Origin of the sequence: Actinomyces sp. AC-20-1 (assembly GCF_023369555.1) — a bacterium.
Taxonomy (GTDB): domain Bacteria; phylum Actinomycetota; class Actinomycetes; order Actinomycetales; family Actinomycetaceae; genus Actinomyces.
The window spans coordinates 21,867-47,241 of sequence record NZ_JACJVC010000008.1; the positions used below are offsets into that span (position 1 = coordinate 21,867).

20 protein-coding genes and 3 tRNA genes are annotated in these 25,375 nt (G+C 73.8%); 8 read left to right on the top strand and 15 right to left on the bottom strand.

The genetic code is table 11. The features are described from left to right. Positions 1 to 8: 8 nt before the first annotated feature. From H6X67_RS06300 to H6X67_RS06310, 3 genes are all read right to left on the bottom strand, one after another. Positions 9 to 81: transfer RNA gene (locus H6X67_RS06300), tRNA-Phe, on the bottom strand. Between the two features lie 48 nt (positions 82 to 129). Beyond that, positions 130 to 203, bottom strand: a tRNA-Asp gene (locus H6X67_RS06305). 21 nt (positions 204 to 224) lie between these two features. Further along, positions 225 to 297: transfer RNA gene (locus H6X67_RS06310), tRNA-Glu, on the bottom strand. A gap of 203 nt (positions 298 to 500) precedes the next feature. On the opposite strand from H6X67_RS06310, the gene H6X67_RS06315 reads away from it, so the two are divergent. Together H6X67_RS06315 and H6X67_RS06320 are read left to right on the top strand one after the other, a co-directional pair. Continuing rightward, positions 501 to 890, top strand: a complete 390-nt coding sequence (locus H6X67_RS06315) for a metallopeptidase family protein (protein ID WP_249369428.1) — start codon at positions 501 to 503, stop codon at positions 888 to 890. Positions 891 to 921: 31 nt separating this feature from the next. After that, entirely contained in the window at positions 922 to 2,130 is a 1,209-nt protein-coding gene (locus H6X67_RS06320; protein ID WP_249435479.1) for a glycoside hydrolase family 3 N-terminal domain-containing protein, read from the top strand. Between the two features lie 51 nt (positions 2,131 to 2,181). Here the strand turns inward: H6X67_RS06320 and H6X67_RS06325 are convergent, their stop codons facing one another. After that, complete coding sequence (locus H6X67_RS06325) at positions 2,182 to 3,720, bottom strand: variant leucine-rich repeat-containing protein (RefSeq protein WP_249369603.1); 1,539 nt, start codon at positions 3,718 to 3,720, stop codon at positions 2,182 to 2,184. Positions 3,721 to 3,863: 143 nt separating this feature from the next. Between H6X67_RS06325 and H6X67_RS06330 the strand changes: the two genes are divergently transcribed. From H6X67_RS06330 to H6X67_RS06355, 6 genes are all read left to right on the top strand, one after another. After that, complete coding sequence (locus H6X67_RS06330) at positions 3,864 to 5,879, top strand: ABC transporter ATP-binding protein (protein ID WP_249369602.1); 2,016 nt, start codon at positions 3,864 to 3,866, stop codon at positions 5,877 to 5,879. Further along, a complete protein-coding gene (locus H6X67_RS06335; protein WP_249369601.1) occupies positions 5,879 to 7,615 on the top strand; it encodes an ABC transporter ATP-binding protein in 1,737 nt (578 codons plus the stop codon). Before H6X67_RS06330 ends, H6X67_RS06335 begins: the two co-directional genes overlap by 1 nt. Positions 7,616 to 7,930: 315 nt before the next feature. Next, complete coding sequence (locus H6X67_RS06340) at positions 7,931 to 8,371, top strand: phage holin family protein (RefSeq protein ID WP_249369599.1); 441 nt, start codon at positions 7,931 to 7,933, stop codon at positions 8,369 to 8,371. Further along, complete coding sequence (locus H6X67_RS06345; protein ID WP_349305313.1) at positions 8,368 to 8,916, top strand: DUF3618 domain-containing protein; 549 nt, start codon at positions 8,368 to 8,370, stop codon at positions 8,914 to 8,916. Before H6X67_RS06340 ends, H6X67_RS06345 begins: the two co-directional genes overlap by 4 nt. Beyond that, on the top strand, positions 8,913 to 9,260 hold the full coding sequence (locus H6X67_RS06350) for a DUF3618 domain-containing protein (protein WP_249369908.1): 348 nt from the start codon (positions 8,913 to 8,915) through the stop codon (positions 9,258 to 9,260). Before H6X67_RS06345 ends, H6X67_RS06350 begins: the two co-directional genes overlap by 4 nt. A gap of 317 nt (positions 9,261 to 9,577) precedes the next feature. Then, entirely contained in the window at positions 9,578 to 9,781 is a 204-nt protein-coding gene (locus H6X67_RS06355; protein ID WP_249369906.1) for a DUF3073 domain-containing protein, read from the top strand. A 245-nt stretch (positions 9,782 to 10,026) separates the two neighbouring features. Here the strand turns inward: H6X67_RS06355 and purM are convergent, their stop codons facing one another. From purM to H6X67_RS06410, 11 genes are all read right to left on the bottom strand, one after another. Further along, complete coding sequence (gene purM, locus H6X67_RS06360) at positions 10,027 to 11,091, bottom strand: phosphoribosylformylglycinamidine cyclo-ligase (protein ID WP_250649301.1); 1,065 nt, start codon at positions 11,089 to 11,091, stop codon at positions 10,027 to 10,029. An 83-nt stretch (positions 11,092 to 11,174) separates the two neighbouring features. After that, a complete protein-coding gene (gene purF, locus H6X67_RS06365) occupies positions 11,175 to 12,860 on the bottom strand; it encodes an amidophosphoribosyltransferase (protein ID WP_249375645.1) in 1,686 nt (561 codons plus the stop codon). A 73-nt stretch (positions 12,861 to 12,933) separates the two neighbouring features. Next, a complete protein-coding gene (locus H6X67_RS06370) occupies positions 12,934 to 14,502 on the bottom strand; it encodes a ribonuclease catalytic domain-containing protein (RefSeq protein ID WP_249369840.1) in 1,569 nt (522 codons plus the stop codon). After that, positions 14,412 to 16,562, bottom strand: a complete 2,151-nt coding sequence (locus H6X67_RS06375) for a PTS fructose transporter subunit IIABC (protein WP_249376409.1) — start codon at positions 16,560 to 16,562, stop codon at positions 14,412 to 14,414. The genes H6X67_RS06370 and H6X67_RS06375 overlap by 91 nt, the downstream gene beginning before the upstream one ends. Before the next feature lie 64 nt (positions 16,563 to 16,626). Then, positions 16,627 to 17,637 carry a 1-phosphofructokinase family hexose kinase gene (locus H6X67_RS06380; RefSeq protein WP_249367990.1) on the bottom strand — a complete coding sequence of 337 codons (1,011 nt, stop codon included), beginning with the start codon at positions 17,635 to 17,637 and terminating at the stop codon, positions 16,627 to 16,629. Then, positions 17,634 to 18,416, bottom strand: coding sequence for a DeoR/GlpR family DNA-binding transcription regulator (locus H6X67_RS06385; RefSeq protein WP_249367988.1), 783 nt, complete (start codon positions 18,414 to 18,416; stop codon positions 17,634 to 17,636). Before H6X67_RS06385 ends, H6X67_RS06380 begins: the two co-directional genes overlap by 4 nt. Before the next feature lie 245 nt (positions 18,417 to 18,661). Then, positions 18,662 to 19,081: a sterol carrier family protein gene (locus H6X67_RS06390; RefSeq protein ID WP_249367986.1), complete on the bottom strand. Its 420-nt coding sequence runs from the start codon at positions 19,079 to 19,081 to the stop codon at positions 18,662 to 18,664. 141 nt (positions 19,082 to 19,222) lie between these two features. Beyond that, positions 19,223 to 20,560, bottom strand: a complete 1,338-nt coding sequence (gene gdhA / locus H6X67_RS06395) for an NADP-specific glutamate dehydrogenase (RefSeq protein ID WP_249367984.1) — start codon at positions 20,558 to 20,560, stop codon at positions 19,223 to 19,225. A 186-nt stretch (positions 20,561 to 20,746) separates the two neighbouring features. After that, positions 20,747 to 21,187: a cupin domain-containing protein gene (locus H6X67_RS06400; protein WP_249367983.1), complete on the bottom strand. Its 441-nt coding sequence runs from the start codon at positions 21,185 to 21,187 to the stop codon at positions 20,747 to 20,749. Between the two features lie 159 nt (positions 21,188 to 21,346). Then, positions 21,347 to 23,707 (bottom strand): alpha-amylase family glycosyl hydrolase, encoded by a 2,361-nt coding sequence (locus tag H6X67_RS06405; protein ID WP_249367982.1) that lies wholly within the window; start codon positions 23,705 to 23,707, stop codon positions 21,347 to 21,349. 379 nt (positions 23,708 to 24,086) lie between these two features. Next, a complete protein-coding gene (locus H6X67_RS06410) occupies positions 24,087 to 25,340 on the bottom strand; it encodes an ATP-binding protein (RefSeq protein ID WP_249367980.1) in 1,254 nt (417 codons plus the stop codon). Between the last annotated feature and the right edge of the window lie 35 nt (positions 25,341 to 25,375).

Here is a 25,375-nt window from a genome sequence, read left to right on the forward strand (position 1 = left end):
TCTCGCAGTGGCTCCGACCGGCGTCGATCCGGTGACCTTTCGATTTTCAGTCGAACGCTCTACCAACTGAGCTACAGAGCCGTGGACGCGCTCGGCCCGGCCATTGCTGACCGGGCCGATCCGCTTCCGCGACCTTGACGGGACTTGAACCCGCGACCTCCGCCGTGACAGGGCGGCGCGCTAACCAACTGCGCCACAAGGCCATATGAAGTTCGCACGAGAGGTACCCCCAACGGGATTCGAACCCGTGCTACCGCCGTGAAAGGGCGGGGTCCTAGGCCGCTAGACGATGGGGGCCTGTTGCCCTTGGCGTCGTCGCGCCTCGAACCGGATAGAACACTAAGGGCAGGATCCTCGGGCGCGCAAATCCCTCCGAGGTGACGCTGCTCACCGGCCGGTCCCCCACGGGAGCGCAGCAGGATCCAGGGGCACGGCGCCGTCGGCACACCGCGGGCGGGGCCGCGCCCCCGTGGCCCCACCACCCGTGGCAGGCTGCCGCCATGAGCCCTGTGAGGATGTCGGAGCCGGACTTCGAGCGCGCCGTCGAGGACGCGCTCGACCTCATCCCCGCCGACCTGCTCGACGCGATGGACAACGTCGTCGTCCTCGTCCAGGACGAGCCGGGGCCGGAGCACCTGACCGAGGAGGACCACGACGAGCAGGGCCGGCCCGCGCTCCTGGGGCTGTACCTCGGCGTGCCCCTCACCGAGCGCGACGGCGGCTGGTCGGGGATGCTGCCGGACCGGATCCTCATCTTCAAGGGGCCGCTGGAGCGCTGCTGCCGCGACCGCGAGGAGCTGGTGGAGGAGATCTCGGTGACGGTCATCCACGAGGTCGCCCACCACTTCGGGATCGACGACGAGCGCCTGCACGAGCTCGGCTGGGGCTGAGCCGCCCGGCGCCCCCGCTAGGGTCGGCGCCATGACAGAGCGAGCCCTGACCCGCCGCACGCTCCTCGCGGGGACCCTCGCGGCCGGATCCCTCGCCGCCTGCTCCGGGACCCCGCCAACCGTGCCGGCGGCAGAGCCCTCAGCGCCCTCGGTGGGGCCCTCACCCCGGGCCACGCCGTCGGCCACCCCCTCCCCCGAGCCGACGACGGCGCCCCCGCCCGCCTCGCCCTTGGAGGGCTGGACCTTGGAGGAGCGGGTGGGCCAGCTGCTCATGGTGGGCGTGCCGGCCCAGGGCGCCTCGCAGGAGCACGCCGAGATCGTCTCGGCGGTGCACGCGGGCGGCGTCTTCCTGCACGGGCGCTCCGCCGAGGGGGCCGAGGCCACGCGGGCCGTCGTCGCCTCCTACACGGCCCTGGCGTCCCGGGCGGCGCTGCTCGTCGCCACGGACCAGGAGGGCGGCGCGGTCCAGGTCCTGTCCGGTCCGGGCCTGTCCACGCTCCCCGCCCCCGAGGAGCAGGCGCTGCTGGGCGCCGAGGCGCTGACCGCCCGCGCCGCCGGCTGGGGCGCGGAGCTCGCGGCGACGGGGGTGACGATGAACCTCGCGCCCTGCGCGGACCTCGTGGACACGCTGGCGCCGTCGGACAACGCGCCCATCGGCGCCTGGGGGCGCCAGTACGGGACCGACGCCGGCACCGCCGTGGCCGGGGTCCTCGCCTTCAGCGCGGGGATGCGCTCGGCGGGCGTGGAGCCGGTGGTCAAGCACTTCCCCGGACTGGGGCGCGTCACCGGGAACACGGACACCACCGCCCAGGTGGTCGACGCGCTCACCGCCCGCGACGGCGACCCGGCCGTGAGCGTCTTCGCCGAGGCGGTCAGGGCCGGGGCGCGCGCGGTCATGGTCTCCTCGGCCACCTACCTGCTCATCGACCCCGGCGCCCCGGCCTGCTTCTCCCCCGTCGTCGTCACCGACATGCTGCGCGGGGACCTCGGTTTCACCGGGGTGGTGATGACCGACGACGTCGCCGCGGCCGCCCAGGTGCGGGCCTGGTCCCCGGCCGAGCGGGCGGTGCTGGCCGTGCGGGCCGGCGTGGACGTGGTGCTGGCCTCCGCCGACGCCTCAGTGGTGCCCGAGATGGCGCAGGCGCTCGTGGCCGAGGCGCGCGCTGACGCGGACCTGGCGGCCCTGGTGGACCGGGCGGCGGAGCGGGTGCTCGCGCTCAAGGGCGTCCCGGGCGCCTGAGCGCGGCCGGGCCCGGAGCGGGCCCGGTGAGACAGACCAGGGGCGTGCGTCTCAGCGCAGGACGGTCGTGCCCTCGCTGGAGCCGCCGACCTTGAGGTACTTGGCGAAGCAGTCGTCCCTGGACAGGCCCTGGGCGGTGCACCAGGCGTTGGCCTCCTCGGCGGTGGCGAAGGGCTCGGCGACGGCGACGACCCACCAGTGCCCGCCGGCGTCGAAGACGGACCAGTCGTCGGAGTACAGCAGGACGGCGCTCGGGTAGACCGCCTTGAGGCTCAGGTAGTGCTCCCAGACGGCGGAGGCGTCCCAGGTGGTGCCACCGAGGATGAGTCCCGGCTTCTTCGAGGACAGCTGCGGCACCCAGGTGCCGTCGAGCGGGCCGGAGACCGTGGCCGAGTCGGCGTCGGCCTGGTCGCGCAGGAGGCCCAGCCAGATGGCGTCCATGGTGGCGGCGTCCGGGGCGCCGGCCGTGTCGAGGCGGGCCGTGCCGGAGGCCGTGGTGGCCCTGGCCCCTCCCGACAGGTCGCGGGCGACGGAGAGCTCGGCGCGCTCGACGGCGATCTGGGCGGCGCTGACGTAGTTGAGGGAGGGCTCGAAGACGAAGGTGACGTCCGCGCCCGACGCGGGGACGCCGACGGGCACCTGGCTCAGGTCGAAGACGGCGACGGCGGCGACCACGCGGGTGGACGAGCTCAGGCTCGTGCCCTTGAGGGCGGCGCTGAGGGTGACGAGGTTGGAGGCGCCGGCCAGGACGTCGCCGTCCTGGCAGGTGGGGGTCACGTGCACGTCCGCCTCGAGGCCGTCACCGCTGTCGCGCACGGCACGGACCTCGTAGACCGGGTCGGTGGCGCAGCGGGACACCTCGGTGGCGCTGGGCGTGGCGCCCGCCGTGGGTAGTGCGGAGGCCGGGGCCGAGGGCCCGGCCGAGCCGCTGGGGGCCGAGGTCGCGGGGCGCTCGCCCAGGCGCAGGAGGGCGATGACGGCCCCGGCGCCCACGAGGGCGAGGACGAGGAGGCAGATGAGGAGGACGAGCCGGAGGCGGCGCCTGCGGGCAGGCCCACCGGGGGCTTGGGGCTGAGTCCCGGCGGGCGGGGCCTGGTGGACGGCGGGTGCCACCACCTGGATGGGCGCCTGCGGGCCTGGCTGCGGGAAGGCGCCCGGCCCTCCCCAGCCGTGGTCGGCGGCTCCGGCCGCGCCGTCGGCAAGCAGGGCGCCCACCGGCAGGACGGCCGTCTCGGCGGGCAGCGCGAGGGTGGTCTGCGTCCCGGCCGGCCCCTCAGCCGGCCCCTCCTGCCGCCCAGCCGCAACGGTCTCGACGGGCCCGGCAGCGCTCCCGGTCGCCTCGACGGGCTCAGCGTCCGCGGGGGCGCCCGCCTCAGCCCCCGCGGTCCCGGCCGCCTCGGCCGCGGTCCTCCGGCTCGCCTCGGCCAGCCAGTCGCGCAGCCCCGGGTAGACCGCCGGGTTGGCCGCGAGCGCGGCGCGCAGGTCCGGGCGCTCGGCGGCGATGGCCGCCTGCAGGTGCTGGTCCGTCGTCGTCGCAGCGATGAGGGGGGAGGCGGCGCGGGCGGCCGTCAGGAGCTGTTCGGGACCCATGGGGGAGCCTTCCGGTGCAGGAGCGCCCCGGCTCGCACCGGTCGCGCCCCCGATAGTAGCCACCGGTGCCCACCGAGGCGTCCGAAACCACAGCGAACGGGCCTGCCGCGCGCCGCAGGGGTCTCGATAGCCTTGAGCGCACCATGCCCGTTGCACCGCAGGCCCCTCGGCCCTCCGCCGGCGCGGGAGGACGCCTCCTGCCCGTGCCCGACGCCCCACTGCCCCAGCCACCCACCCGCTCCGCCGGCGCCCTCCTGCGCTGGCTGCTCGTGCGCGCCTGGAAGCCCGTGCTCGTGGCGACCCTCGCGGCGACGACGTCGAACGTCATCCAGGCCATCGTGCCCGGCTTCCTCGGCGCCGCCCTCGACTCCGGCATCGAGAACGGCCTCAACCCCCGCCTGTGGGCCATCGGCCTGGGCCTGCTCCTCCTGTTCTGCGTGTACGCCGTCGGCGACACGGGCCTGTCCTACTTCCGCGTCCACGCCTGGATGCGCGTGAGCTTCGACGTCGACCGGCTCGTGGCCCGGCAGGTCTCCACCACCGGCACGGACCTGGGCCGCCAGACCTCCACCGGCGAGGTCGCCGCCATCGTGGCCTCCGACGCCCAGTACCTGGGCAACGTCGTCGAGCGCCTGCCGGGCCTCATCGGCGCGGCCGTGTCCTTCCTCGTCGTCGCCGTCCTCATGCTCGGCACCTCCGTGCGCCTGGGCCTCATCGCGCTCATCGGCATGCCGCTGGTCGCCTGGATCGTCACACTCGTCATCAAGCCCCTGCAGAGGCGCCAGGCCCACCAGCGCGAGGCCCAGTCCCAGGTGACCACCATCACGACGGACACGGTGGCGGGCCTGCGCATCCTGCGCGGCATCGGCGGCGAGGACGTCTTCGCCCGCCGCTACCGGGACGCCTCCCAGGAGCTGCGCCGCCGGGGCGTGTCCGTCGCCGGGACCCAGTCGGTGCTCATGAGCCTGCAGGTGCTGCTGCCCGGGCTGTTCGTCGCCGTCGTCGTGTGGGCGGCGGCCCGCATGGCCGTGGCCGGGCAGATCAGCGCCGGTGAGCTCGTCACCTTCTACGGGTACACCGCCTACCTGTCCTGGCCGCTCATGGAGTTCTCCAACTCGGTGCAGGACCTCACGCGCGCCCGCGTCGGCGCCCGGCGCCTGCTGCGGCTGCTGACGGTCTCGCTCACCGCCGGCAGCGTCACCGAGCGCCTCGACCTGGACCCGGCACAGGGCACCGCCGTCGCCGGGGCGCTCGTCGACCACGCCTCGGGGGTGCGGATCGAGCCGGGGCGCATGACCGCGCTCGTCGCCGCCGACCCGGACCTGTCCGCCGCCCTGGCGACCCGCCTGGGGCGCTTCCACGACGACGGCCCCGTCGTCACCCTCACGAACCGTCCCCTGACCGACATGCCGCTGGCGGACGTGCGCGCCAGCGTCGTCGTCTCCGGGGCCACCGCCCAGCTCTTCACGGGCACGCTGCGCCAGGCCCTCGACGTGCGCGGCGGCCGGGCGCCGCAGCCGGTCGGGGTCGCCGCCCTGGTCGCGGCGGAGGACGAGCGGGCCGGCTCCGCCCTCGACCAGGACGTGCGGGCCCCCGTCCTGAGGGCCGACGGCGACGACCGTCTTCTCGCGGCCCTCGAGGTCGCGGACGCCCACGACGTCCTGTCCTCGCTCGAGCACGGCCTGGCGGGGATGGTGACCGAGAAGGGCCGCTCCCTGTCGGGCGGGCAGCGCCAGCGCGTGGCGCTCGCCCGGGCCCTGCTCACCGAGGCCCCCGCCCTCGTGCTCATCGAGCCGACCAGCGCCCTGGACTCACACACCGAGTCGCGCGTCGCCCGCCGTGTCCACGCCGCGCGGCGCGGACGCACCACCGTCATCGTCACAGAGTCCCCGCTGGTGCTGGAGGCCTGTGACGAGGTGGTCCTGCTCGACGACGAGGGCCGCGAGCGCGTGCGCTCCACGCACCGGGACCTGCTCGCCCGGGCCCGGCAGGGGCAGGCCGACGCCCTCGCCTACCGGGCCGTCGTCGCCCGCGCCTCGGGAGAGGCGGAGCCCGGGGCCCCGACACCGGGAGGGACGGAGCCCACGGCCCCGCCGACCGGGCCGGACACCGTCGGACGGGTCCCAGCGCACCCAGGCACCACCGAGGAGGGACGCTGATGGCGCTGCCGCTCGCCCCCGGCAAGGTCGCGATGCGCAAGACCCTCGGGATCATGGCCTCCTACCGGGCGCGCTTCTGGTGGGTCCTCGCGCTGCAGGTGACGGCCGTGCTGGCGACCCTGGTCGCCCCTCAGCTGCTCGGCCGGCTCGTCACCCGGGTCTCGGCGGGCACCGCGACCATCGACTACGTGGACAAGGTCGTGCTCACGATCATCCTCGTGACCGTCGTCGGCGCGGTCATCAACCGGTACGCGCAGATGCACGCGCGCACGCTCGGCGAGTCCGTCTTCGCGGGCCTGCGCGAGCGGATGATGAACCGCGTCGTCCACCTGCCGCTGAGCGCCGTCGAGTCCGCCGGCACCGGGGACCTGGTGGGCCGCACCACCAACGACGTCTCCCGCATCGAGTTCCTCGTGCGCGTCGGGATCCCCCAGATCATGGTGTGCACCGTGACGATCATCTTCACGATCGTCGCCGCCGCGCTGTCCGACCCGCTGCTGGCGCTGGGGCTGCTCGTCGTCGGGCCTCCCGTGTACCTCATGATGAGCTGGTACCTGCCGCTGTCGGTGCCCGCCTACCGGGCCTCCTCCTCCGCCTACGCGCGCCTGAACGGAGCCGTCTCCGAGACGGTCGAGCACGCGCAGACCGTTGACGCCCTGGGCATCGGCGCCCGCCGCGAGGAGGCGATCCTCACCCACGTGACCGAGGCGTGGAGCCTGGAGAGGTACACGGCGGGCCTCAGGGTGCGCCTGTTCCTCGTGCTCGACGTCGCCTGGCGCGCGCCCGTCGTCGTCATCCTCCTGTGGGGCGCCTTCCTCGCCGGCCACGGCCTGGCCTCCCTCGGGGCGATCACGACGGTGGCCCTGTACGCGATGGAGCTGCGCAAGCCCATCGGCCAGCTCATGTTCTGGATCGACCAGGTGCAGGTGGGCCAGGCCTCCCTGTCGCGCATCCTCGGCGTGGAGGAGGTCCCGGCGGACCGCACCCCCACCGGGGCGGTCCCGCAGGGCACGCGCATCGTGCTGCGCGACGTGCGCTTCTCCTACCGCGAGGGCGTCGAGGTGCTGCACGGTGTGAGCCTGGAGCTGCGTCCCGGGGAGCGGCTGGCCGTCGTCGGGCCCTCCGGCTCGGGCAAGTCCACACTGGGGCGGATGCTCGCGGGCATCCACCCACCGACCTCCGGGTCGGTGACGGTGGGCGGGGTGGCGCTGACGGACCTGCCGGAGGAGGAGCTGCGCCGGCACGTCGCGCTCGTGACCCAGGAGCACCACGTCTTCGTCGGCACCGTCGCGGACAACGTCCGCCTGGGCCGCCCGGACGCCGACGACGCCACGATCCGCCGGGCGCTCGAGGCCATCGGCGCCTCCTCCTGGGTGGACGCGCTCGAGGATGGCATGTCCACGATGGTCGGCTCCGGCCACCTGGAGCTCACCCCGGCGCAGGCGCAGGAGGTGGCGCTGGCCCGTCTGGTCCTGCTGGACCCGCACACGCTCATCCTCGACGAGGCCACGAGCCTGCTGGACCCGCACGCGGCCCGCACGCTCGAGCGGACCCTGTCGACGGCGCTGGCCGGGCGCACGGTCATCGAGGTGGCGCACCGGCTGTACACGGCGCAGGACGCGGACCGGGTGGCGGTCGTCATGGACGGGCGGGTGGTCGAGCTCGGCACGCACGACGAGCTCGTGGCGCTGGGCGGCGAGTACGCGAGCCTGTGGGAGGCCTGGAGCCAGGAGTAGGGGCCGGGCGCGGCGGCGGCCTGGGACACACAGGACGCACGGGGCACACAGGGCACCTGGGACACACAGGACGCACGGGGCAGCGCGCCAGGACAACGTGCGTGCGCAAGGACAACCTCCTCGCGCAAGGACAACTAAAACGCTCAAGGACAACCTGTGCGACGCCACCAGGTTGTCCATCCAGCAGCACGTTGTCCTTGGCGCGTCACGTTGTCCTTGGCGGGCGCCCAGGTGTGAGAACCTGGCACAGGAAAAGACGCGCGGGTACCGTTGCGCGCAGCGTCCGCCACCCCCTCACCGAAGGCTCCGTCCCACATGACCCAGTACCAGCCGCCCTCGGGCGCTCCCGGCTCCCAGCCCTCGCTTGGCGAGCTCGTCGCCCGGATCTCGGAGAACGTCACCGGTCTCGTCAAGGGCGAGATCGAGCTCGCCAAGGCCAAGGGCAAGCGCATGGCCATCGCGCTCGGCCTGGGCGCAGGCCTGCTCGCCGCTGCCGCCGTGCTCGCCCTGTACGCCCTCGGGATGCTCCTGAGCGCGCTCGCCTGGGCCATCGCCGAGGCGCTGTCCCCCTGGGCCGGCCACCTCATCGTCGCCGTGCTCCTGCTCGTGGTCGTGGCCGTGCTCGCCCTCCTGGGCGTCAACCGCCTCAAGGCCGCCCAGGCGGACGTCCCCGCACCGCAGGAGGGGATCAAGGCCGACGTCGCCCTCGCCAAGGCCGCCCTGCAGGAGGGCCTGGAGAAGGGCAGCCTCAAGTGAGCACCCACGCGCAGCAGCCCACCGTCCCCCAGAACCCCTCGGGCGTGCGGGTCCCTCCCGCCCCCCTGCCGGTCAACACCCCGGGGACGGGGCCCACGGGCCCCTCCGCCGCCGAGCTCGCGGCTCAGGCCCGCGCCCGGCAGGCCGCCAAGGCCGCTCTCTCCCCCGAGGGGATCGAGGCCGAGCTCGCCGCCCGCCGTGCCTCCCTCACCGCGGACCTCACCGCCCTGGGCACCCGCCTCGCCCCGGAGGCGCTCATGACGCAGGCAGTCGCCTCGGCACGTGAGGCCGTCGCCCAGGCACGGGCCGGCCTCACCTCGGCCCTCTCCTCCGCCCGGGCCGGCACGACCGGTCAGGCCGACGGCGCCGCCACCGCCTACGGCTCCGTGCCGCTCGCTCCGGCCCCGAGCGTCCTGGACCGTGTCAACCGTCTGCTCGACGACGCCCGTGACGGGGACCCGGCCTCGCTGGGGATCGTCACCGGCGCGGCGCTCGTCCTGGCGGGCGTGAGCGTGTTCGCCGCTGTCAAGGCGCTGCGCCGATGAGCGAGTCGATGAGTGAGGCGCGGCCCTCCACCCCGGAGGAGATCGAGGCCCGCCTGCGGGACACGCGGGCCCAGCTCGCGGCCAGTGTCGACGCCCTGGCCGAGCGCGTCTCGCCTCAGGCCCAGGCCCGTGCGGCGGGCGAGCAGCTGGGCGCGCGGCTGGCTCAGGAGCGCGACAGGCTCGTGGACCGGGTCAGCGAGGTGCGCCGCCGCGCCGTGGAGACGGTCGAGCGGGCCCAGGAGGGCGACGAGGCCGCGCGGCGCACGGTCGCGGTGGTCGCGGGTGGTGCCGTCGCCGCTGCGGCGGCTCTCGGCTCACTCCTGCGCCGCGGCTCGCGCCGCTGAGCGTCACTGAGCGGCACTGAACGCCGCCGCCACGGACTGGGAGCCGCTGAGACGCTGCGAAGAGGCGCTGCACCGCGCTGAGCAGCACGACGAGGGGGAGGCGGCAGCCATCACCCACCGCACCGCCCGGGCTGTCCGCGCCGTCCACGGCCTCACGGCCTCACGTCGGTCTCACGGCTCACGTCCCACGGGGCGTTCTCCCTCACATGGCGCCGAATAGCCATTTGCCGGGGCGTGGATATAGGCTCGCCCCACGACACATTTGCCCACGTGATGCGCGCCTCGCGCGCCAGAGATTGTTGGAGGGGGTCGAGCCTATGGGGCGCGGCCGTCAGAAGGCCAAGGCGACGAAGGTCGCCCGCAAGCTCAAGTACTTCAGCCCGGAGACCGACTACGCGGCTCTCGAGCGCGAGCTCGTCAGCGCGTCCAGCGGCGCCGAGGCTGACGACGAGATCGACTACGAGGAGCTGGCCTCCAAGTACAACGTGGACGACGACTGGGACGACTCCGAGGAGGAGTGACCCGCTCACTATCACCGCTCCTGCGAGCGTGAGCACCGCTCGCAGGCAAGGGCCGGCAGGGACTCCCCTGCCGGCCCTTGCGCTGTCTCACGCTCCGCCGTCCCGCACCCCTGCGCCGTGAGCCGGCCCGGGGGCAGGCCGGGTGGGCAGGCCCCCGGCTCCCGGGACCGGCCGGGTCAGCCGGGCCGGCGGGACCCAGCCGGGCCAACCGAGCCGGCCTCCGGTCGTGGCCCCAGGCCCGGCTCTCAGACGGTGCGGTAGCTGCCGTGGATGTCGACGGCGCCGCCGTCGACCCCCTTCGTGCCCGCCACCACGCGCCCGCGCGACCGGTAGCCCTCAGCGCCGTGCACCGATCCGAGCACCCAGGCCGGCACGCCCGCCGCTGCCGACTGGCGCAGGACCTCGTCCACGGCCTCGGGGGCGACGACCACGACCATGCCCACCCCGAGGTTGAGCGTGGACTCCAGGTCGTCCCACGGCACGGAGCCGAGCGTGCGCACGAGGTCGAAGACGGCCGGGACCGTCCAGGAGGCGCGGTCGACGTCGCCCACGAGGCCGGCGGGCAGGACGCGGGCGAGGTTGGCGGCCAGGCCGCCGCCGGTGACGTGGCTGAAGGCGCGCACGCGCAGCGCCGCGGGGTCGGCGCCGGCCGGGTCGATGGCGTCCACGAGGTCGAGGCACAGGGCCGAGTACAGGCGGGTGGGCTCCAGCAGCTCCTCGCCGAGCCTGCGCCCGAGCCCGGGAACGTGGCGGTCCAGGGCCCACCCGGCGTGCTCGACGACGCGGCGCACGAGGGAGTAGCCGTTGGAGTGCAGGCCGGAGGCCGCCAGGGCGACCAGCACGTCGCCGGCGCGCACGCGCTCGGCGCCGAGCATCCGGTCGGCCTCGACCACGCCCGTGGCGGCGCCGGCGACGTCGTACTCGTCCGGAGCCATGAGGCCGGGGTGCTCGGCGGTCTCCCCGCCCAGCAGCGGGGTGCGCACCTGGGCGCAGGCCTGGGCGACCCCGCGCACGATGTCAGCGACACGCTCGGGCACGACGTGCCCGCAGGCGATGTAGTCCGTCATGAGCAGCGGGCGCGCCCCCGTGACGGCGATGTCGTCGACGACCATGCCGACGAGGTCCTGGCCGATGGTGTCGTGCACGTCCACGGCCTGGGCGATGGCGACCTTCGTGCCCACGCCGTCGGTGGAGGTGGCCAGCAGGGGCCTGCGGTAGGAGCGCAGCTCGGAGACGTCGACCATCCCGGCGAAGCCGCCCACGCCGCCGACGACCGCCGGGGTCATGGTCGCGGCCACCGAGGCCTTCATGAGCTCGACGGCGCGGTCGCCGGCCGCGGTGTCCACGCCCGCGAAGGCGTAGGTGATGCCGGAGGGCTGGGTGGGTGCGGTGCTCACGTGCGGGGTCCTTCGTCGGTGGGTGGGGTGGGCGCGCTGGGGCAGGCGGTGGTGGCGGCGGAGCCGTTGGCGAGGTCCGGCAGGGTGACGGTGCGGTGGGGGACGACGACGTCGCCCACCGTGGCCGGTCGCCTGCGGGCGGCGGTGGGGACCCGGTGGACGGGCAGGGTGCCCACGGGCACGCCCTCGACCGGCGGCGCGATGGGGTAGCGGCCGGTGAAGCAGGCGGTGCACAGCTCGCCGGCGGGCTGCGCGGTGGCCTCGACCATGCCCTCGACGGAGAGGTAGCCGAGGGAGTCGGCGCCGATGGACTGGTGGACCTCCTCCACGCGCATGCCGGTGGCGATGAGCTCGGCGCGGGTGGCGAAGTCGATGCCGTAGTAGCAGGGCCACAGCACCGGCGGGGAGGAGATCATGACGTGCACCTCGGCGGCACCAGCCTCGCGCAGCATCTTGACCAGGGCGCGCTGGGTGTTGCCGCGCACGATGGAGTCGTCGACGACGACGAGCCGCTTGCCCTCGATGACCTCGCGCACCGGGTTGAGCTTGAGGCGGATGCCGAGCTGGCGCAGCGTCTGGGTCGGCTGGATGAAGGTGCGGCCCACGTAGGCGTTCTTGAACAGGCCCTGGCCGTAGGGGATGCCGGAGGCCTGCGCGTAGCCGATGGCGGCGGGCGTGCCGGACTCGGGGGTGGCGATGACGAGGTCGGCGTCCACCGGGTGCTCGCGGGCCAGCGCGGCGCCCATGGCGTTGCGGGCGGCGATGACCGAGCGGCCGGCGATCTTGGTGTCGGGGCGGGCGAGGTAGACGTACTCGAAGACGCAGCCGGCGCGGCGGGGCTGGGCGAAGCGGGTGGAGCGCACGCCGTCGGCGTCGATCTCGAGCAGCTCGCCGGGCTCGATCTCGCGCACGAAGGTGGCGCCGACGATGTCGAGGGCGGCGGTCTCGGAGGCGACCACCCAGCCGCTGCCGAGACGTCCCAGGACCAGGGGGCGCACGCCGTGCGGGTCGCGGGCGGCGTAGAGGGTGCGCTCGTCCATGAAGACGAGGGAGAAGGCGCCGCGCAGCATGGGCAGGACGCGGCGCGCCGTCTGCGAGACGGTGAGGGGCGGTGTGGTGGCGATGAGGTCGACGTCGGGCTCGACGCCGGTGGCGAGAAGGTCCTCGCCGTCGTCCCAGCCCTCGAGAAAGCCGCGTTCGGAGACCAGGGCCATGAGGGAGGCGAGGACGGCCGTGTCCGTCGAGGAGCCGCGGCCCAGCTCGCCGCGCAGGTCCTCGCCGTTCGTGGCGCGGATGCGGTCCATGAGCTGGCGGGTGTTGGTGAGGTTGCCGTTGTGGGCGACGGCGAGGGTGGAGCCGCCGGCGACGGGGCCGAGCATGGGCTGGGCGTTCTCCCAGGTGGTGGCGCCCTGGGTGGCGTAGCGGGTGTGCCCGACGGCGATGTGCCCGGGCAGGTTGGTGAGGATCTGGTCGTTGAAGACCTGGGAGACGAGGCCGAGGTCCTTGTAGACGAGGATCTTGGAGCCGTCCGTCGTGGCGATCCCGGCGGACTCCTGGCCGCGGTGCTGCAGGGCGAACAGGCCGAAGTAGCTCAGGCGGGAGACGTCCTCGCCCGGGGCCCACACGCCGAAGACGCCGCACTCCTCGCGGATGGAGGGCTCGACGAGGTCACCGGGGTTCATCGGGCTCGTGGGCAGGCCGTGGGACGTGGGGGCGGGGAGGGTGGTCTGGGTGGTGTCACCGACGCTCACCGGCTCATCCTCCCACAGGTCCACGGGGCCCTGCCGCGCGTGGGAGGAGGTGCGGCCCACTGCCGTGAGGGCCGACGGCGGCCGGGCAGCGAGTGGGGAGGGCGGCGGCCGGGCGGGCCGCCACGCACACCTCCTCGCCGTAGCGGTCCACGAGGCGTCGCAGGGGCGCGGTCACGTGCGCGTAGCGGGCGGCGATGGCGGCGTGGACCGCCTCCTGCCCCGTGGGCGCCGGAGCGCAGCCCGGGCCGAAGGCGAGGTATCCGGCGCCGCGGAACAGTCCGGCGGCCTGGTCCATGAAGGCCACCTGGGCGGGCACGCCCGGGTCGAGCGAGCGCACGAGGTCCGGGTAGGGCAGGTCCTCGGGCCAGTCGACGTCCAGGGCGCGGGCGACGCGCCGCACGCGCCGCAGGTCCCGGGGCTCGGCCGGAGGCATGGTGCGCAGGATGCCGGCGCCGGCCCGCACCATGAGCCGGGCCGCGCACATGCCGGTCAGGAGGGAGACCTGGGCGTTCCACCTCTCCACGGGCAGGGCGGCGCGGTAGGTGAGGCGGTAGCCGGGCTCAGTGCCGGCGGTGCTGGCAGAGCCGACAGTGCCGCCAGAGCCGGCAGCCGCGTCCGTCGGCGTGCGTGTGACCTCCTGCGCCGGCACGGACAGGGAGATGTCGCCGCGCAGGGCCTCCTGCTGCTCGCGCAGCCGGCCGACCTCGCTCAGCAGCGCGGGCAGGTCGGCCGGGACCGGTGCCGGCAGGCAGGCGCCGTCGTCGAGGGCGGCCTGGACCTGGGCGTAGCTGAGCCGGGCGTGTGAGCGCACGAGGGCGCGCTCGACGTGGGCGCTGGTGACAGCGCCGGCGGCGTCGAGGTCGATGGTCCACAGGTAGCAGGGGCGCTCGGCGTCCGGCAGGAGGGAGGAGGCTCCGTGGGAGAGCGGCACGGGGTGCAGCGGGGTGGCGCGGTCGGGGGCGTAGACGGTCTCGCCGCGCCGGTGCAGCTCGGTGTCGAGGGGGCCGCCGGGGGTGACGAAGGTGGCGGGTGAGGCGATGGCGTAGACGACCCGGTACCCGGCGCCGCCGGCAGCGCAGTCAGCACGGCCGGCCCCGCCCGCGCCGCCGTCATCACGGCCAGCGCCATGAGCACAGTCAGGGCCGGTCCGCTGGAGCAGGAGGGCCTGGTCGAGGTCGAGGGAGCGAGCAGGTCGATGGTGACGAGCGGGAGGTCGCGGGCGTCGCGCACCGGCAGGCCGTCGCCATGGTCCTGGGCGAGGAAGCGCTCGGCACCGCCCGCCTCCCAGGCCCGGCGGGCCGCCTCGGCCTCGGCGAGGGCCCGTGCCGGGAAGGCGTCGGGTACCCGGTGCTGCTCGCGCAGGGAGTCGCGGGCGGCGACGACGGCGGGCGGGGCGGTGTAGGCGGCGATCCGGGGACGGGGCATGCCCCGAACCTACCCGGGGGCGGTTCGGGGCATGCGTGCCGGTGGGGCGCTGTGCTCTCAGAGGGCCGGGGCGGCAGCAGCCTCCTCGAGAGCCGTCTCCCCGCGCGTGCGCGCCGCCATCTGCTTGAGCAGGAGGACTCCCGCGCAGGTGACGAGGGTGCCGGCGACGATGGACAGCAGGAACCAGAGGATGTTGTTGATCGCGAAGAACACGAAGATGCCTCCGTGCGGGGCCCGCGAGCCGACGTGCATGGCCATGGACAGCGCACCGGTGACGGCACCGCCGACCATGGCGGGCGGGATGATGCGCAGCGGGTCGGCCGCGGCGAAGGGGATGGCGCCCTCGGAGATGAAGGAGGCGCCCAGCAGCCAGGCGGCCCGGCCGTTGTCGCGCTCGACCTCGGTGAACAGGCGCGGCCTCAGGGTCGTGGCCAGGGCGAGGGCGAGCGGCGGGACCATGCCTGCGGCCATGACGGCGGCCATGATCTCGTAGGAGGCGGTGGTGGCGGCGGCCAGGCCGGCGGTGGCGAACAGGTAGGCGGCCTTGTTGACGGGGCCGCCGAGGTCGAAGCACATCATGAGCCCGAGGATGACGCCGAGGATGACGGCGGATCCGTTGCCCGCCATGCTGGTCAGCGAGGTGGTGAGCCAGCTCATGAGGGACGACAGCGGGCCGGCCAGGATGACGTACATGACGGTGCCGACGACGAGGGTCACCGACAGCGGGATGACGACGACGGGCATGAGGCTGCGCAGCCAGCGCGGTGTGCTCAGCCCGGCGAGCCAGGCGGCCATGTACCCGGCGAGGATGCCTCCGATGAGCCCGCCGATGAAGCCCGAGCCGGTGGCGAGCGCGGCCAGGCCCATGACGAAGCCGGGGGCGATGCCGGGCCTTCCGGCCAGGCCGAAGGCGGTGTAGCCGGCCAGGGCGGGCACGAGCAGCCCCATGGAGGCGCTGCCGAGGAGGGAGAAGACGGCGCCGAGGTAGGCGGCCAGGGCGGAGCCGCCCAGGGCGTGGGGCGCCGCGTAGGCGGGGTCGGCCAGGTCGGGCAGGTTCCAGAGGCTGGCGGCGGCCAGGCCCTCACCGCTGTTGCCCATGACGATCGTCTGGGCGGTGGCGCCGATGTCGTAGCCGCCGAAGAGGAAGCCCAGGGCGGTGAGCAGGCCGCCGGCCGCGACGAAGGGGATCATGTAGGACACGCCGGTCATGACCGAGCGCCGGAGGCGGCGGGCCCAGTGGACCTTCTCCTCGGTGCCGGCCTCGCCCGTGGTGCCGGGGGTGCCGGCGGGCACCGTCGGGGCGGCGGGGTCGTCGATGGCGGCCAGGGCGCGGTCGATGAGGGAGGCGGCGTCGTTGACGGCGGCCTTGACACCGACGTCGACCACCGGCTTGCCGGCGAAGCGCTCGCGGCCCTTGACGGGCAGGTCGTGGGCGAAGACGACGGCGTCGGCGCGCTCGATGAGGGCGGGGTCGAGCCAGTCGACCCTGCCCGAGCCCTGACCCTCGATGTGGACCTCGACGCCGCGGTCCTTGCCGGCCTGCTCGAGGGCCTCGGCGGCCATGAAGGTGTGGGCGATGCCGGTGGGGCAGGAGGAGACGCCGACGATGAGGCGGGCGGGGCCCGTCGGGGCGGCGTCGTCGGCCCGGGGGGCATTGTCCGAGGCTGCTGGGGTGGCCGGGACGGCCTGGGCCGGCTGGGCATGGGGCGTCTCGGCGTCGTCGAGGAGCTCGGGCTGGACCTGCTCGGTGACGATGCGGGAGACCTCCTCGGCGGTCGCGGCCGAGCGCAGGGCGTCGGTGAAGTCGCTGCGCATGAGGCCGCGGGCGAGCTTGGCCAGGAGCTGGAGGTGGAGGTCGTCGGCGCCGTCGGGGGCGGCGATCATGAAGACGAGGTCGGCTGGCTGGGAGTCGGCGGCGCCGAAGTCGACCGGCTCGCTCAGGCGGGCGAAGCCGAGGGAGGCGGTGAGCACGTGCGGGCTGCGGCAGTGCGGGATGGCGATGCCTCCGGGGATGCCGGTGGGTGCGGTGGCCTCGCGGGCGAGGGCGTCGGAGGCGAGTCCTTCGGCGGTGCGGGCGCGGCCGGCGGAGGCGACGACGTCGGCGAGGTAGCCGATGACGTCGGTCTTGCCGGAGCCTGCCGTGACGTCGAGGCGGATGAGGTCGGGGAGGATGAGCGGAGCGTTGTCCGCGTGCGAGGTGGGGGACATGGTGCTTCCTTCGGTGGTGGGGCGGGGTGGTGGTGCGGGTACCGGTGCTGGGGCCGCAGGCCGCTCACTCCAGGCGGGTGACGACGGCGGCTGTCGTGGGCAGGTCCTGCGGGGTCGGCAGGCGGGTGCCGGGCAGGGCGGCGGCGGCGGAGCCGTAGGCCATGGCGGTGGCGAGCCGGCCGGGCGCGTCCTCGCCCCGGGTGTCGGCCAGGACGTATCCGGCGACGGCGGAGTCCCCCGCCCCGACGGTGGAGCGCACGGCGATGTCGGGGGCGGTGGCGTGCCAGGCGGCCTCGTCGGTGACGAGGACGGCGCCGGCCGGACCGAGCGTGGCCATAACGGCGCTGATGCCGGCCCCGACGAGGACCCGGGCGGCGTCGACGACCGGGGCGAGGTCGCCGGCCAGGGCGCCCTGCTCGAGGGCCATGGCCCTCTCGGCCGGCAGCCCTGCGAGCTGGCCGAGCTCCTCGCCGTTGGGCTTGATGAGGTCGAGAGCGGCCCCGGGCAGGGCGGTGGCCAGGGCGGCGAGGGGGGCGTCGGAGGTGTCGACGGCGATGCGCACGCCGGGTGCGGCCCGTCTGAGCAGGCGCACGAGTCGCGCGTACCAGTCTGTGGGGGCGCCGGGTGGCAGTGAGCCGGACAGGACCGCCCAGGGGCGGGCCGTGTCCGTGGTGGAGGCGCGCACCGCTGCGAGCAGGGCGTCCTCGACGGCAGCGGTCTCGGCGGCGGTGAGGCCGGCGCCGGGCTCATTGAGCTTGGTCGTCGTCCCGTCGGGCTCGGTGACGGCGGTGTTGACGCGCACAGCCCCGGCGACGGAGACGGCGCGGGTCGTCACGCTGCCGGCGCCGGGCAGGGCGGCGGACTCGATGGCGGCCAGGAGCGGGTCGCCCGGTGGCGAGGGCAGGACGGCGGTGACCTCGGCCCCGCAGGCGGCGAGCACCCGGGCGACATTGAGGCCCTTGCCGCCGGGCTCGACGGTGACGGAGACGAGGCGGTTGACGCCACCGCGCTGGAGCGGGCCGGGCAGTGCGACGGTGCGGTCGAGTGAGGGGTTGGGGGTGAGGGTGGTGATCATGCGACAAGGACCTCTGTTCCCGAGTCGGTGAGGTGGTGGGTGAGGGCGGTGGCGGGTGGGGCGTCGGTCACGAGCAGGTCGACGTCGGACAGGTCGGCGAAGGAGACGAGGTGCTCCTGGCCGGTCTTGGTGGCGTCGGCGAGGACGACGACGCGGCGGGCGGCGCGGACCATGGCGGTCTTGACGGCCGCCTCGTCCGGGTCGGGGGTGGACAGGCCGTGCTCGGCGGTCAGGCCGTTGGTCCCCAGGATGGCGAGGTCGACGCGCAGTGGGGTGAGGGCGGCCAGGGCCTCGGGGCCGACGGCGGCCTGGGTGATGCCGCGCACCTGGCCGCCCAGTACCCGCACGGTGAGGCCGTCCCTGCCGGCGAGGCGGGCGGCGGTGAGGACGGAGGAGGTGATGACGGTGAGGGCGAGGCCCTCCGGCAGGATCCGGGCGAGGGCGCCGACGGAGGTGCCGGCGTCGAGGATGAGGGTGGTGTCGCTGGGGAGCAGCCCTCGGTCGAGCAGGGCGGTGAGGGCGGCTGAGGCGATGGCCTGCTTGGCGGGGGCGGCGTGGTGCTCGCGCTCGGCGACGGCGGTCTCGGGCAGAGTGAGGCTCGTGGCGGCGATGGCGCCGCCGTGGACCTTGCGCAGGGCTCCGGCGCGGTCGAGGGCCGTGAGGTCGCGGCGGATGGTCTCGACCGTGACGCCGTGGTCGGCGGCGAGGTCGACGACGGCGACGCGGCCGTCGCGGGCGACGGCGTCGATGATCGCCTGGTGTCGTTGCTCGGCGCCCATGGGACCTCCTTGCGCGGGGACAGCCACCATTGGCTGTCCGTTCAAGCACAATGATATGCCCGTTCGGGCGTTAGTGGAAGAGGTGGAGTCGTCAGATGTTCCGTTTTCGCGGTTCAGCAATGCCCGATCGGACACGATGACGCCGAGGGCGAGACGGGCGAAGAGGGCGCGCAGGGGCCGGCCGGCCCCGGGGTGGAGCGGCGCAGCCGGGGCCGGCGCACGGCCGGACAGCGGCTGCGGGACGCTCAGGCGCGCAGGAGCGGGAGGTAGGGGCTGAGGTCACAGCGCTCGCCGGAGGCGTGCAGGTCCCCGGCGGCGAGGGCGTCATTCCAGGCGAGGCGGCCGGTGGCGAGGGCGAGCCAGGTGGCGGCGTCGGTCTCGACGACGGAAGGCGGGGTGCCACGGCGGTGGACGGTGCCGGCCACGGCCTGGGTGACGCCGAAGGGCGGGACCCGGACCTCGACCGCGCGGCCCGGGGCGCAGGCGGCCAGCTCCTCGAGGGTGTAGCGCACGGCGGTGGCGTCGCGACGGCGTCGGGCCGAGCGCTCGGAGGGGCCAGGGTCCGCGGGTTGCCCACCGCCGTCCGTGCGGGCGTCGCGCTCGGCCGCCCACTCGCGCACGGCGCGGGCGCCCGCCTCGGTGTCGATGCGTCGTCGTGCTGCCACGACCCCGAGCGTAGCGGCCCGGGCGTCGGGTCCCTGTCCACCTCAGCGCACACTGAGGCCTGAGCTCTCATACCGGGGCCTGACCAAAAGGTTCAGGTCTCAGCGTGAGAGCTCAGGGCTCAGTAGCGTCAGAAGTGCAACTCAGACGATGCCGTGCTGGATCATCGCGTCGGCGACCTTGGTGAAGCCCGCCGCGTTGGCACCCAGGACGTAGTCGCCGGGGCGCCCGTAGGCCTCCGCGGCCTCGACGCAGGAGTCGTGGATGTCGGCCATGATGCCGGTGAGACGAGCCTCAACCTCCTCGAAGCTCCAACGGGTGCGACCGGAGTTCTGGCTCATCTCCAGCGCCGAGGTGGCGACACCACCCGCGTTGGAGGCCTTGCCGGGCGCGTAGAGGACACCGGCCGCCTGGAAGGCCTCAACGGCCTCGGGGGTGGAGGGCATGTTGGCGCCCTCGGCGACGACGCCGACACCGTTGCGCAGCAGCGTGGTGGCGTGGTCGCCGTCGAGCTCGTTCTGCGTGGCGCAGGGCAGGGCAACGTCGACCGGCACGTCCCAGGGACGGCCCTCGGTCACGAGGCGGGCACCGGGCCTGCGCTCGACGTAGTCGGCGACGCGCCCGCGCTCGACCTCCTTGACCTGCTTGAGCAGCTCGAGGTCCACACCGCTCTCGTCGACGACGTAGCCCGAGGAGTCGGAGAAGGTGACCGCGGTGGCCCCCAGCTGCTGCAGCTTCTCGATGGCGTAGATCGCCACGTTGCCGGAGCCGGAGACGGCGACCTTCTTGCCCTCGAGGCTGTCGCCCTTGGTGGCGAGCATGGACTGGGCGAAGAGGACGGTGCCGTAGCCGGTGGCCTCGGTGCGGGTGAGCGAGCCGCCCCACGCAACGGGCTTGCCGGTGAGCACGCCGGCGTCGTAGCGGTTGGTCAGGCGCTTGTACTGGCCGAACATGTAGCCGATCTCACGGCCGCCGACGCCGATGTCACCGGCGGGGACGTCGGTGTCGGGGCCGATGTGGCGGCTGAGCTCGGTCATGAAGGACTGGCAGAAGCGCATGACCTCGGCGTCGGACCTGCCGTGCGGGTCAAAGTCGGAGCCGCCCTTGCCACCACCGATGCCCTGGTCGGTGAGGGCGTTCTTGAAGATCTGCTCGAAGCCGAGGAACTTGATGATCCCGGCGTTGACGCTGGGGTGGAAGCGCAGGCCCCCCTTGTAGGGGCCCAGGGCGGAGTTGAACTCGACGCGGAAGCCGCGGTTGACGTGCACCCGGCCCTCGTCGTCGGTCCACGGGACGCGGAACGTGATCATGCGCTCGGGCTCGACGATGCGCTCGAGGAGGGCGTTGTCGGCGTAGTCGGGGCGCTTGGCGATGACGGGGTCGAGGGACTCGAGGACCTCTCGGACGGCCTGGTGGAACTCGGACTCGCCGCGGTTGCGGGCGATGACCTGCTCGTAGACCTTTTCGACACTCTCCTGCATGCGGGACTCCATTCATCGAATCGTGTACGGCTGCCGGGGCTGTGCCGCGGCAACCACGCACAGGCTCCCACTCAGCCGGTAACTGAGAAGAAACATCTCATTCCGGGGGGGAGGTCGGGTGCGCCCACCTGCAGGGCGCCGCCGTCGGGCAGGTGCTGTCACGCGCCACGACGGCGGCCCCGCCGCTCAGAGCGCGCGGTAGTGCTCGTCGTCGACCGGCTCGAGCCACTCGTTCGAGGTGCTCTCACCGGGGACCGCAAGCGCGATGTGGCTGAACCACGAGTCCGCCTTGGCGCCGTGCCAGTGCTTGACCCCGGCGGGCGCGTAGACGACCGTCCCGGGCTCGAGGGAGACCGCCGGGCTGCCCTCCTCCTGGTACCAGCCGGAGCCGGCGGTGCACAGCAGGACCTGGCCGCCGCCGCTCGTGGCGTGGTGGATGTGCCAGTTGTTGCGGCAGCCGGGCTCGAAGGTGACGTTGTGGACGCCGACGACGCAGCCGGGGTCCTCCACGAGGTTCTTCAGGAAGCTCTCGCCGGTGAAGTACTGGGCGTAGGCGGTGTTGGGCTCGCCCTTGCCGAAGACGTTGGCGGCGTCGAAGGCGGCCGCGTCCGGGGTGCTGGTGCTCATGCTGTTCCCTTCTGCGCGGCCCCGCGGCCGCGCCGCACCCTCAGGATAAGCGCCGCACCCCCGCCCTCACACTCCCCGAATTCCTCGGTTTGCTCTCGAACGTACGGCAAAACCCCAGGGTGCTCGAGCGCAAACCGAGGAGTTAGGCGGGGATGCGGGTCAGGTACCGACGGGGTCACCGTGCGCGACCACGACCGACCAGCCGTGGACCACCTGCGGCCCGGCGAGCACCTCACCCGCGCCCTCGTCCCAGATGTTGCACTCGGGCTCCGCCCAGGCCGCCGTGTCCACGAGCCGGTGCCACACGAGCCCCTCCCCCGCCTCGGGCAGGGCGAACTCGACCGGCTCGTCGTCCATGTTGACCATGACCGCGAAGTGGTCGTCCGGGGCGTCGATGAGCAGGCTGACGACCCGGTCGCCCTCCTGCGGCGAGGACTCGCCGTCGGGACGCCGGAACAGGTAGGACACGTCGTCGCCTCCGGGCTCGACGCCTCCCCACCGGGCCTGCTGCAGCGCCGGGTGACGCTGGCGCATCCGCATGATCGCGGTGGTGAAGCGGAACAGCGGGTTGACGCTCTCGGACGGGGAGCCGAGCTCGCCGAGGTTGTCGTGGTAGGCCCAGTCCTCGCCCTCGACCACCGGCACGCCCTGAGGCCGGTTGGAGGCGATCATCGCGTAGTTGTTGCGCATGGCGACGGAGTCCAGCGCCCAGGGGTTGTTGTTGCCGTTCTGGGTGCGGCCCATCTCGTCCCCGGCCACCACCATGGGCACGCCCCGCGAGAGCATGAGCACCGCCCACAGGTTGCGCAACCGCTGGCGGCGCAGCACCTGGCTGCCCCCGGAGTCCCAGGACAGGTTGTCGTCGCTGCCACCGTCCGAGGGGCCGAAGGGCCAGTCCTCGCCGTTGTTCTTCCCCTGGTAGGACACGAGGTCCGCGAGGTTGAAGCCGTCGTGGGCGACGACGAAGTTGACCGAGCGCTGGGGACCGTCGTTGTCCTGGAAGTGGTGGTAGTCGCCGTTGACGACGTCGATGAAGGAGCCGGTGTTGCCGTCGCCCTTGGTGAAGCGGCGCACGGCGTCACGGTAGCGGCCGTTCCACTCGCCCCAGCCGCGCGGGAAGTTGCCGACCTCGTAGCCCCACAGGTCCCAGGCCTCGGCGATGACCTTGATGCCCCGCTCTCGGGCCAGGTCCGCGATGGCGACCAGCAGAGGGTGGTCCGTGAAGAAGCGCTTGAGGTTGCCCCAGTCGTCAGGAGCGGCCTCCTCGGGCAGGCGGCCCAGGACGGTGGCCAGGTCGAAGCGGAAGCCGTCCACGCCCATCTGGTCGCTCCAGTAGCGCAGCGAGTCCAGGACGAGGGCGCGGGCCGTGCCGGAGGAGTAGTTGAGCTGGTTGGCGGTGCCGGTGGCACCGTCGACGAGGATCTTGTCGACCGTCATCTGGTAGTACTCGGCGGTCGCCAGGCCCCCGAGGCTGGTGAAGCCGGTCGTGGCGACGTCGCCGTTCCAGTTGCCGCCCTCGGCCGTGTGGTTGTAGACGACGTCGAGGTAGACCTCGAGGCCGGCCGCGTGGAAGGCGTCGACCATCTCGCGGAACTCGCGGGTGGGCCCGCCCCAGGACTGGTCGGCGGCGTAGCGGCGCGAGGGGGCGAAGAAGGCCAGGGTCATGTACCCCCAGGAGTTGGTGGCGCCGTCGCGCCCGGACTCGGAGGCGTTGGTCTCGTGGACGGGCAGGAGCTCGAGGGTGGTGACGCCCGCGGCCTTGAGGTAGGGGGCGAGCATGCCCACGCCCTTGTAGGTGCCCTGGTACTCGGCGGGGATGTCCGGCACGTCCTCGAAGCCGGGCTCCCCGGCCAGCAGCTCGGTGAGGCGGGCGGAGGAGGGGTGGCCGGTGAGCTGGTCCACCCCGGCCTCGTAGATGATCGTCTGCTCGGCGCGCAGCCCGGGCCGGTAGGGACGCCCCTCGGTGCCAGGCCCGCCCTGGGTGCCCTCCTGCGCGACGACGACGCCCTTGGGGGCGTAGCGGCCGGTGTCGATCAGACGTCGGGGCACGCCGTCGACGTCGTCACCGCCGGTGCCGAAGACCCCGCCGTCCACACCGAGGTCGGCGAGGCGGTCGGTGAACAGCGTGTGGCTGACCTCGCGCGAGTAGGGGTCGAAGAGGACCTTGTTGGGGTTGAAGCGGTTGCCGTCGGCGTCGAGGTCGGCCAGGAAGCCGGCATCGGAGCCGGGCACCCAGGCCTCGTCGTAGGGCCAGTTGGGCCCCCAGACGCGCAGCCCGATGAGGCAGCCGGCGCCGAGGCCGCCCAGGCGGGCGCGCCACACGCCGTCCTCGCCGCGCGCGGCCGCGAAGGAGGCGACGGCGTCGGCCCCCAGGGCCTCGGGGTAGACCTCGACCTGGAGGCGGGTCGCGGCGGGGGCGCAGACGGCGACCGTCACGTCGCCCTCCTCGGTGAGGTGGGTCCCGAGGGACCAGGTGGCGTCAGCCCAGGTGTACTCGTCGAGCGCGGTCACGTGAGTCATACCGGCATCGTCCCACGCGAGCGGGTCGCGCGGGTGGTGGGCGGTGCGCGCGGGGCTCGCCCTGAGGCTCAGAGACGGGGCGGTGGCACGCTCACGGTGCTCGGGCTTGTTCGGCGACCCGGGGTTTTCGTCGGTATTCCGCGGTTCACTCACCGGCGCCAACCTTGGTTGACACGCTCCCATGTGCGTACGCGACACGCACGCACATGGGAGCCGACAGACCCGAAACAACCGGTCCGGAAAACCGCGGAATCACGCGGATCATGCGCACCAGCTCGTCACATGAGCGTGCGACGTGGGCAACGGGCCTGGCGATGCGGAGGCGCGGCGCCACTGTCCGGAGGCAGCGACATCCACCACGGCCGCACCCGCACCGTCCTCACAGGCCGAGCAGGGCCAGCGGGACGACGGCGACGCCGTCGGCACGCCGGTAGGCGGCCGTGCCGGTGGTCACGACGACGAGGTCGGAGACCCGCTCCGGGACCTGCTCGCGAAGCCAGGTCAGGTGCCGGACATCGGAGTCCTGGACATCCGCAGCCAGCTTGACCTCGATCCCGAGGACCTGGCCATCGACGCCCTCGACAATGAGGTCGACCTCGCGCTCACCGCCGCGAAGCCGCAGATGGCTGACCGTGGCCTCAGCGGCCTGGGCGAGGACCCGCACGGTGAGCGTGACAAGGGACTCGAACAGGGGCCCCATCATGTGCACCCCGGACGGGCCCAGCAGTGAGCCGGCGGACAGGCTGAGCAGCCGGGCCGCAAGCGCGGGATCCGCCAGATGGTGCTTGGGCGCCTGCTGTAGACGCCGGATCGGGCTGTTGGCCGGGCTCCACCCCGGGACCGGGTCGAGCAGCCACAGCCTGGTGAGGTGGTCGCGGTAGGTGATCGTCGTCGTCTTGGCCGGCTGGGTGCCGTCACCACCGGTCGTCGCGTCCAGCAGCCGGGAGTAAGAGGTCGTCGTCGACGACGCGGCAGCGTAGGCGGCCAGCCACCGTCGCAGCACCTCCGGGCGGCGCACCTCATATCCCTGGTCAGGCAGGTCGCGGTCGATGATGCGTGTGAGATAGGAGTCGAGCAGGTCTCGGCGCAGGCGTCCGGGGGCGACCATGATCCCCGGGAAGCCACTCGACGTCAGGGCCTCGACGTAGTCCCCCAGCACGAAGGACGTCTCACCGCCGATCTCCGCCGGCCGGCCCACACGCAGCAGGTCCCTCAGGGACACGGTCGGGGAGACGAGCCCCCGCTCGTGGAGCCCCATGGGTCGCATACGCAGGGAGAGAACGCGCCCGGCACCACTGTGGGTACCTGTCGCGTCAACGGGCGTAGCCGAGCCGGTGAGAAGGAAGCGTCCGGCAGGCGCACCCGCATCGACCTGACGGCGCACCGAGTCCCAGACCTGGGGCAGCTGCTGCCACTCATCCAGCAGCAGGGTCCCCGGCGGCACCGACGCCAGGCTGAAGTCGGCGCGAGCCACCTCCCGCTGGGCGGCGTCGTCGAGAAACCACGTCGTCGTTGCCCGGCGGTTGGCGGTGTCCGTCTTGCCGACCGCCTTGGGACCGTCGAGGGCGAGAGCCGGAGCGAGGGGCAGCAGCTCATCGAGCTCGTGGTCCACGGTTCGGCGCAGGTATGTCACAAGGCCCCAGAATAGGCGCCGGATCGCGACTACGC

Bases quoted from the DNA above. Each gene is read 5' to 3' on its own strand.
- H6X67_RS06315 (WP_249369428.1), top strand. From the start codon at position 501: ATGAGCCCTGTGAGGATGTCGGAGCCGGACTTCGAGCGCGCCGTCGAG.
- H6X67_RS06320 (WP_249435479.1), top strand. From the start codon at position 922: ATGACAGAGCGAGCCCTGACCCGCCGCACGCTCCTCGCGGGGACCCTC.
- H6X67_RS06325 (WP_249369603.1), bottom strand. From the start codon at position 3,720: ATGGGTCCCGAACAGCTCCTGACGGCCGCCCGCGCCGCCTCCCCCCTC.
- H6X67_RS06330 (WP_249369602.1), top strand. From the start codon at position 3,864: ATGCCCGTTGCACCGCAGGCCCCTCGGCCCTCCGCCGGCGCGGGAGGA.
- H6X67_RS06335 (WP_249369601.1), top strand. From the start codon at position 5,879: ATGGCGCTGCCGCTCGCCCCCGGCAAGGTCGCGATGCGCAAGACCCTC.
- H6X67_RS06340 (WP_249369599.1), top strand. From the start codon at position 7,931: ATGACCCAGTACCAGCCGCCCTCGGGCGCTCCCGGCTCCCAGCCCTCG.
- H6X67_RS06350 (WP_249369908.1), top strand. From the start codon at position 8,913: ATGAGCGAGTCGATGAGTGAGGCGCGGCCCTCCACCCCGGAGGAGATC.
- H6X67_RS06355 (WP_249369906.1), top strand. From the start codon at position 9,578: ATGGGGCGCGGCCGTCAGAAGGCCAAGGCGACGAAGGTCGCCCGCAAG.
- purM (WP_250649301.1), bottom strand. From the start codon at position 11,091: ATGAAGGCCTCGGTGGCCGCGACCATGACCCCGGCGGTCGTCGGCGGC.
- purF (WP_249375645.1), bottom strand. From the start codon at position 12,860: ATGAACCCCGGTGACCTCGTCGAGCCCTCCATCCGCGAGGAGTGCGGC.
- H6X67_RS06375 (WP_249376409.1), bottom strand. From the start codon at position 16,562: ATGTCCCCCACCTCGCACGCGGACAACGCTCCGCTCATCCTCCCCGAC.
- H6X67_RS06380 (WP_249367990.1), bottom strand. From the start codon at position 17,637: ATGATCACCACCCTCACCCCCAACCCCTCACTCGACCGCACCGTCGCA.
- H6X67_RS06385 (WP_249367988.1), bottom strand. From the start codon at position 18,416: ATGGGCGCCGAGCAACGACACCAGGCGATCATCGACGCCGTCGCCCGC.
- gdhA (WP_249367984.1), bottom strand. From the start codon at position 20,560: ATGCAGGAGAGTGTCGAAAAGGTCTACGAGCAGGTCATCGCCCGCAAC.
- H6X67_RS06400 (WP_249367983.1), bottom strand. From the start codon at position 21,187: ATGAGCACCAGCACCCCGGACGCGGCCGCCTTCGACGCCGCCAACGTC.
- H6X67_RS06405 (WP_249367982.1), bottom strand. From the start codon at position 23,707: ATGACTCACGTGACCGCGCTCGACGAGTACACCTGGGCTGACGCCACC.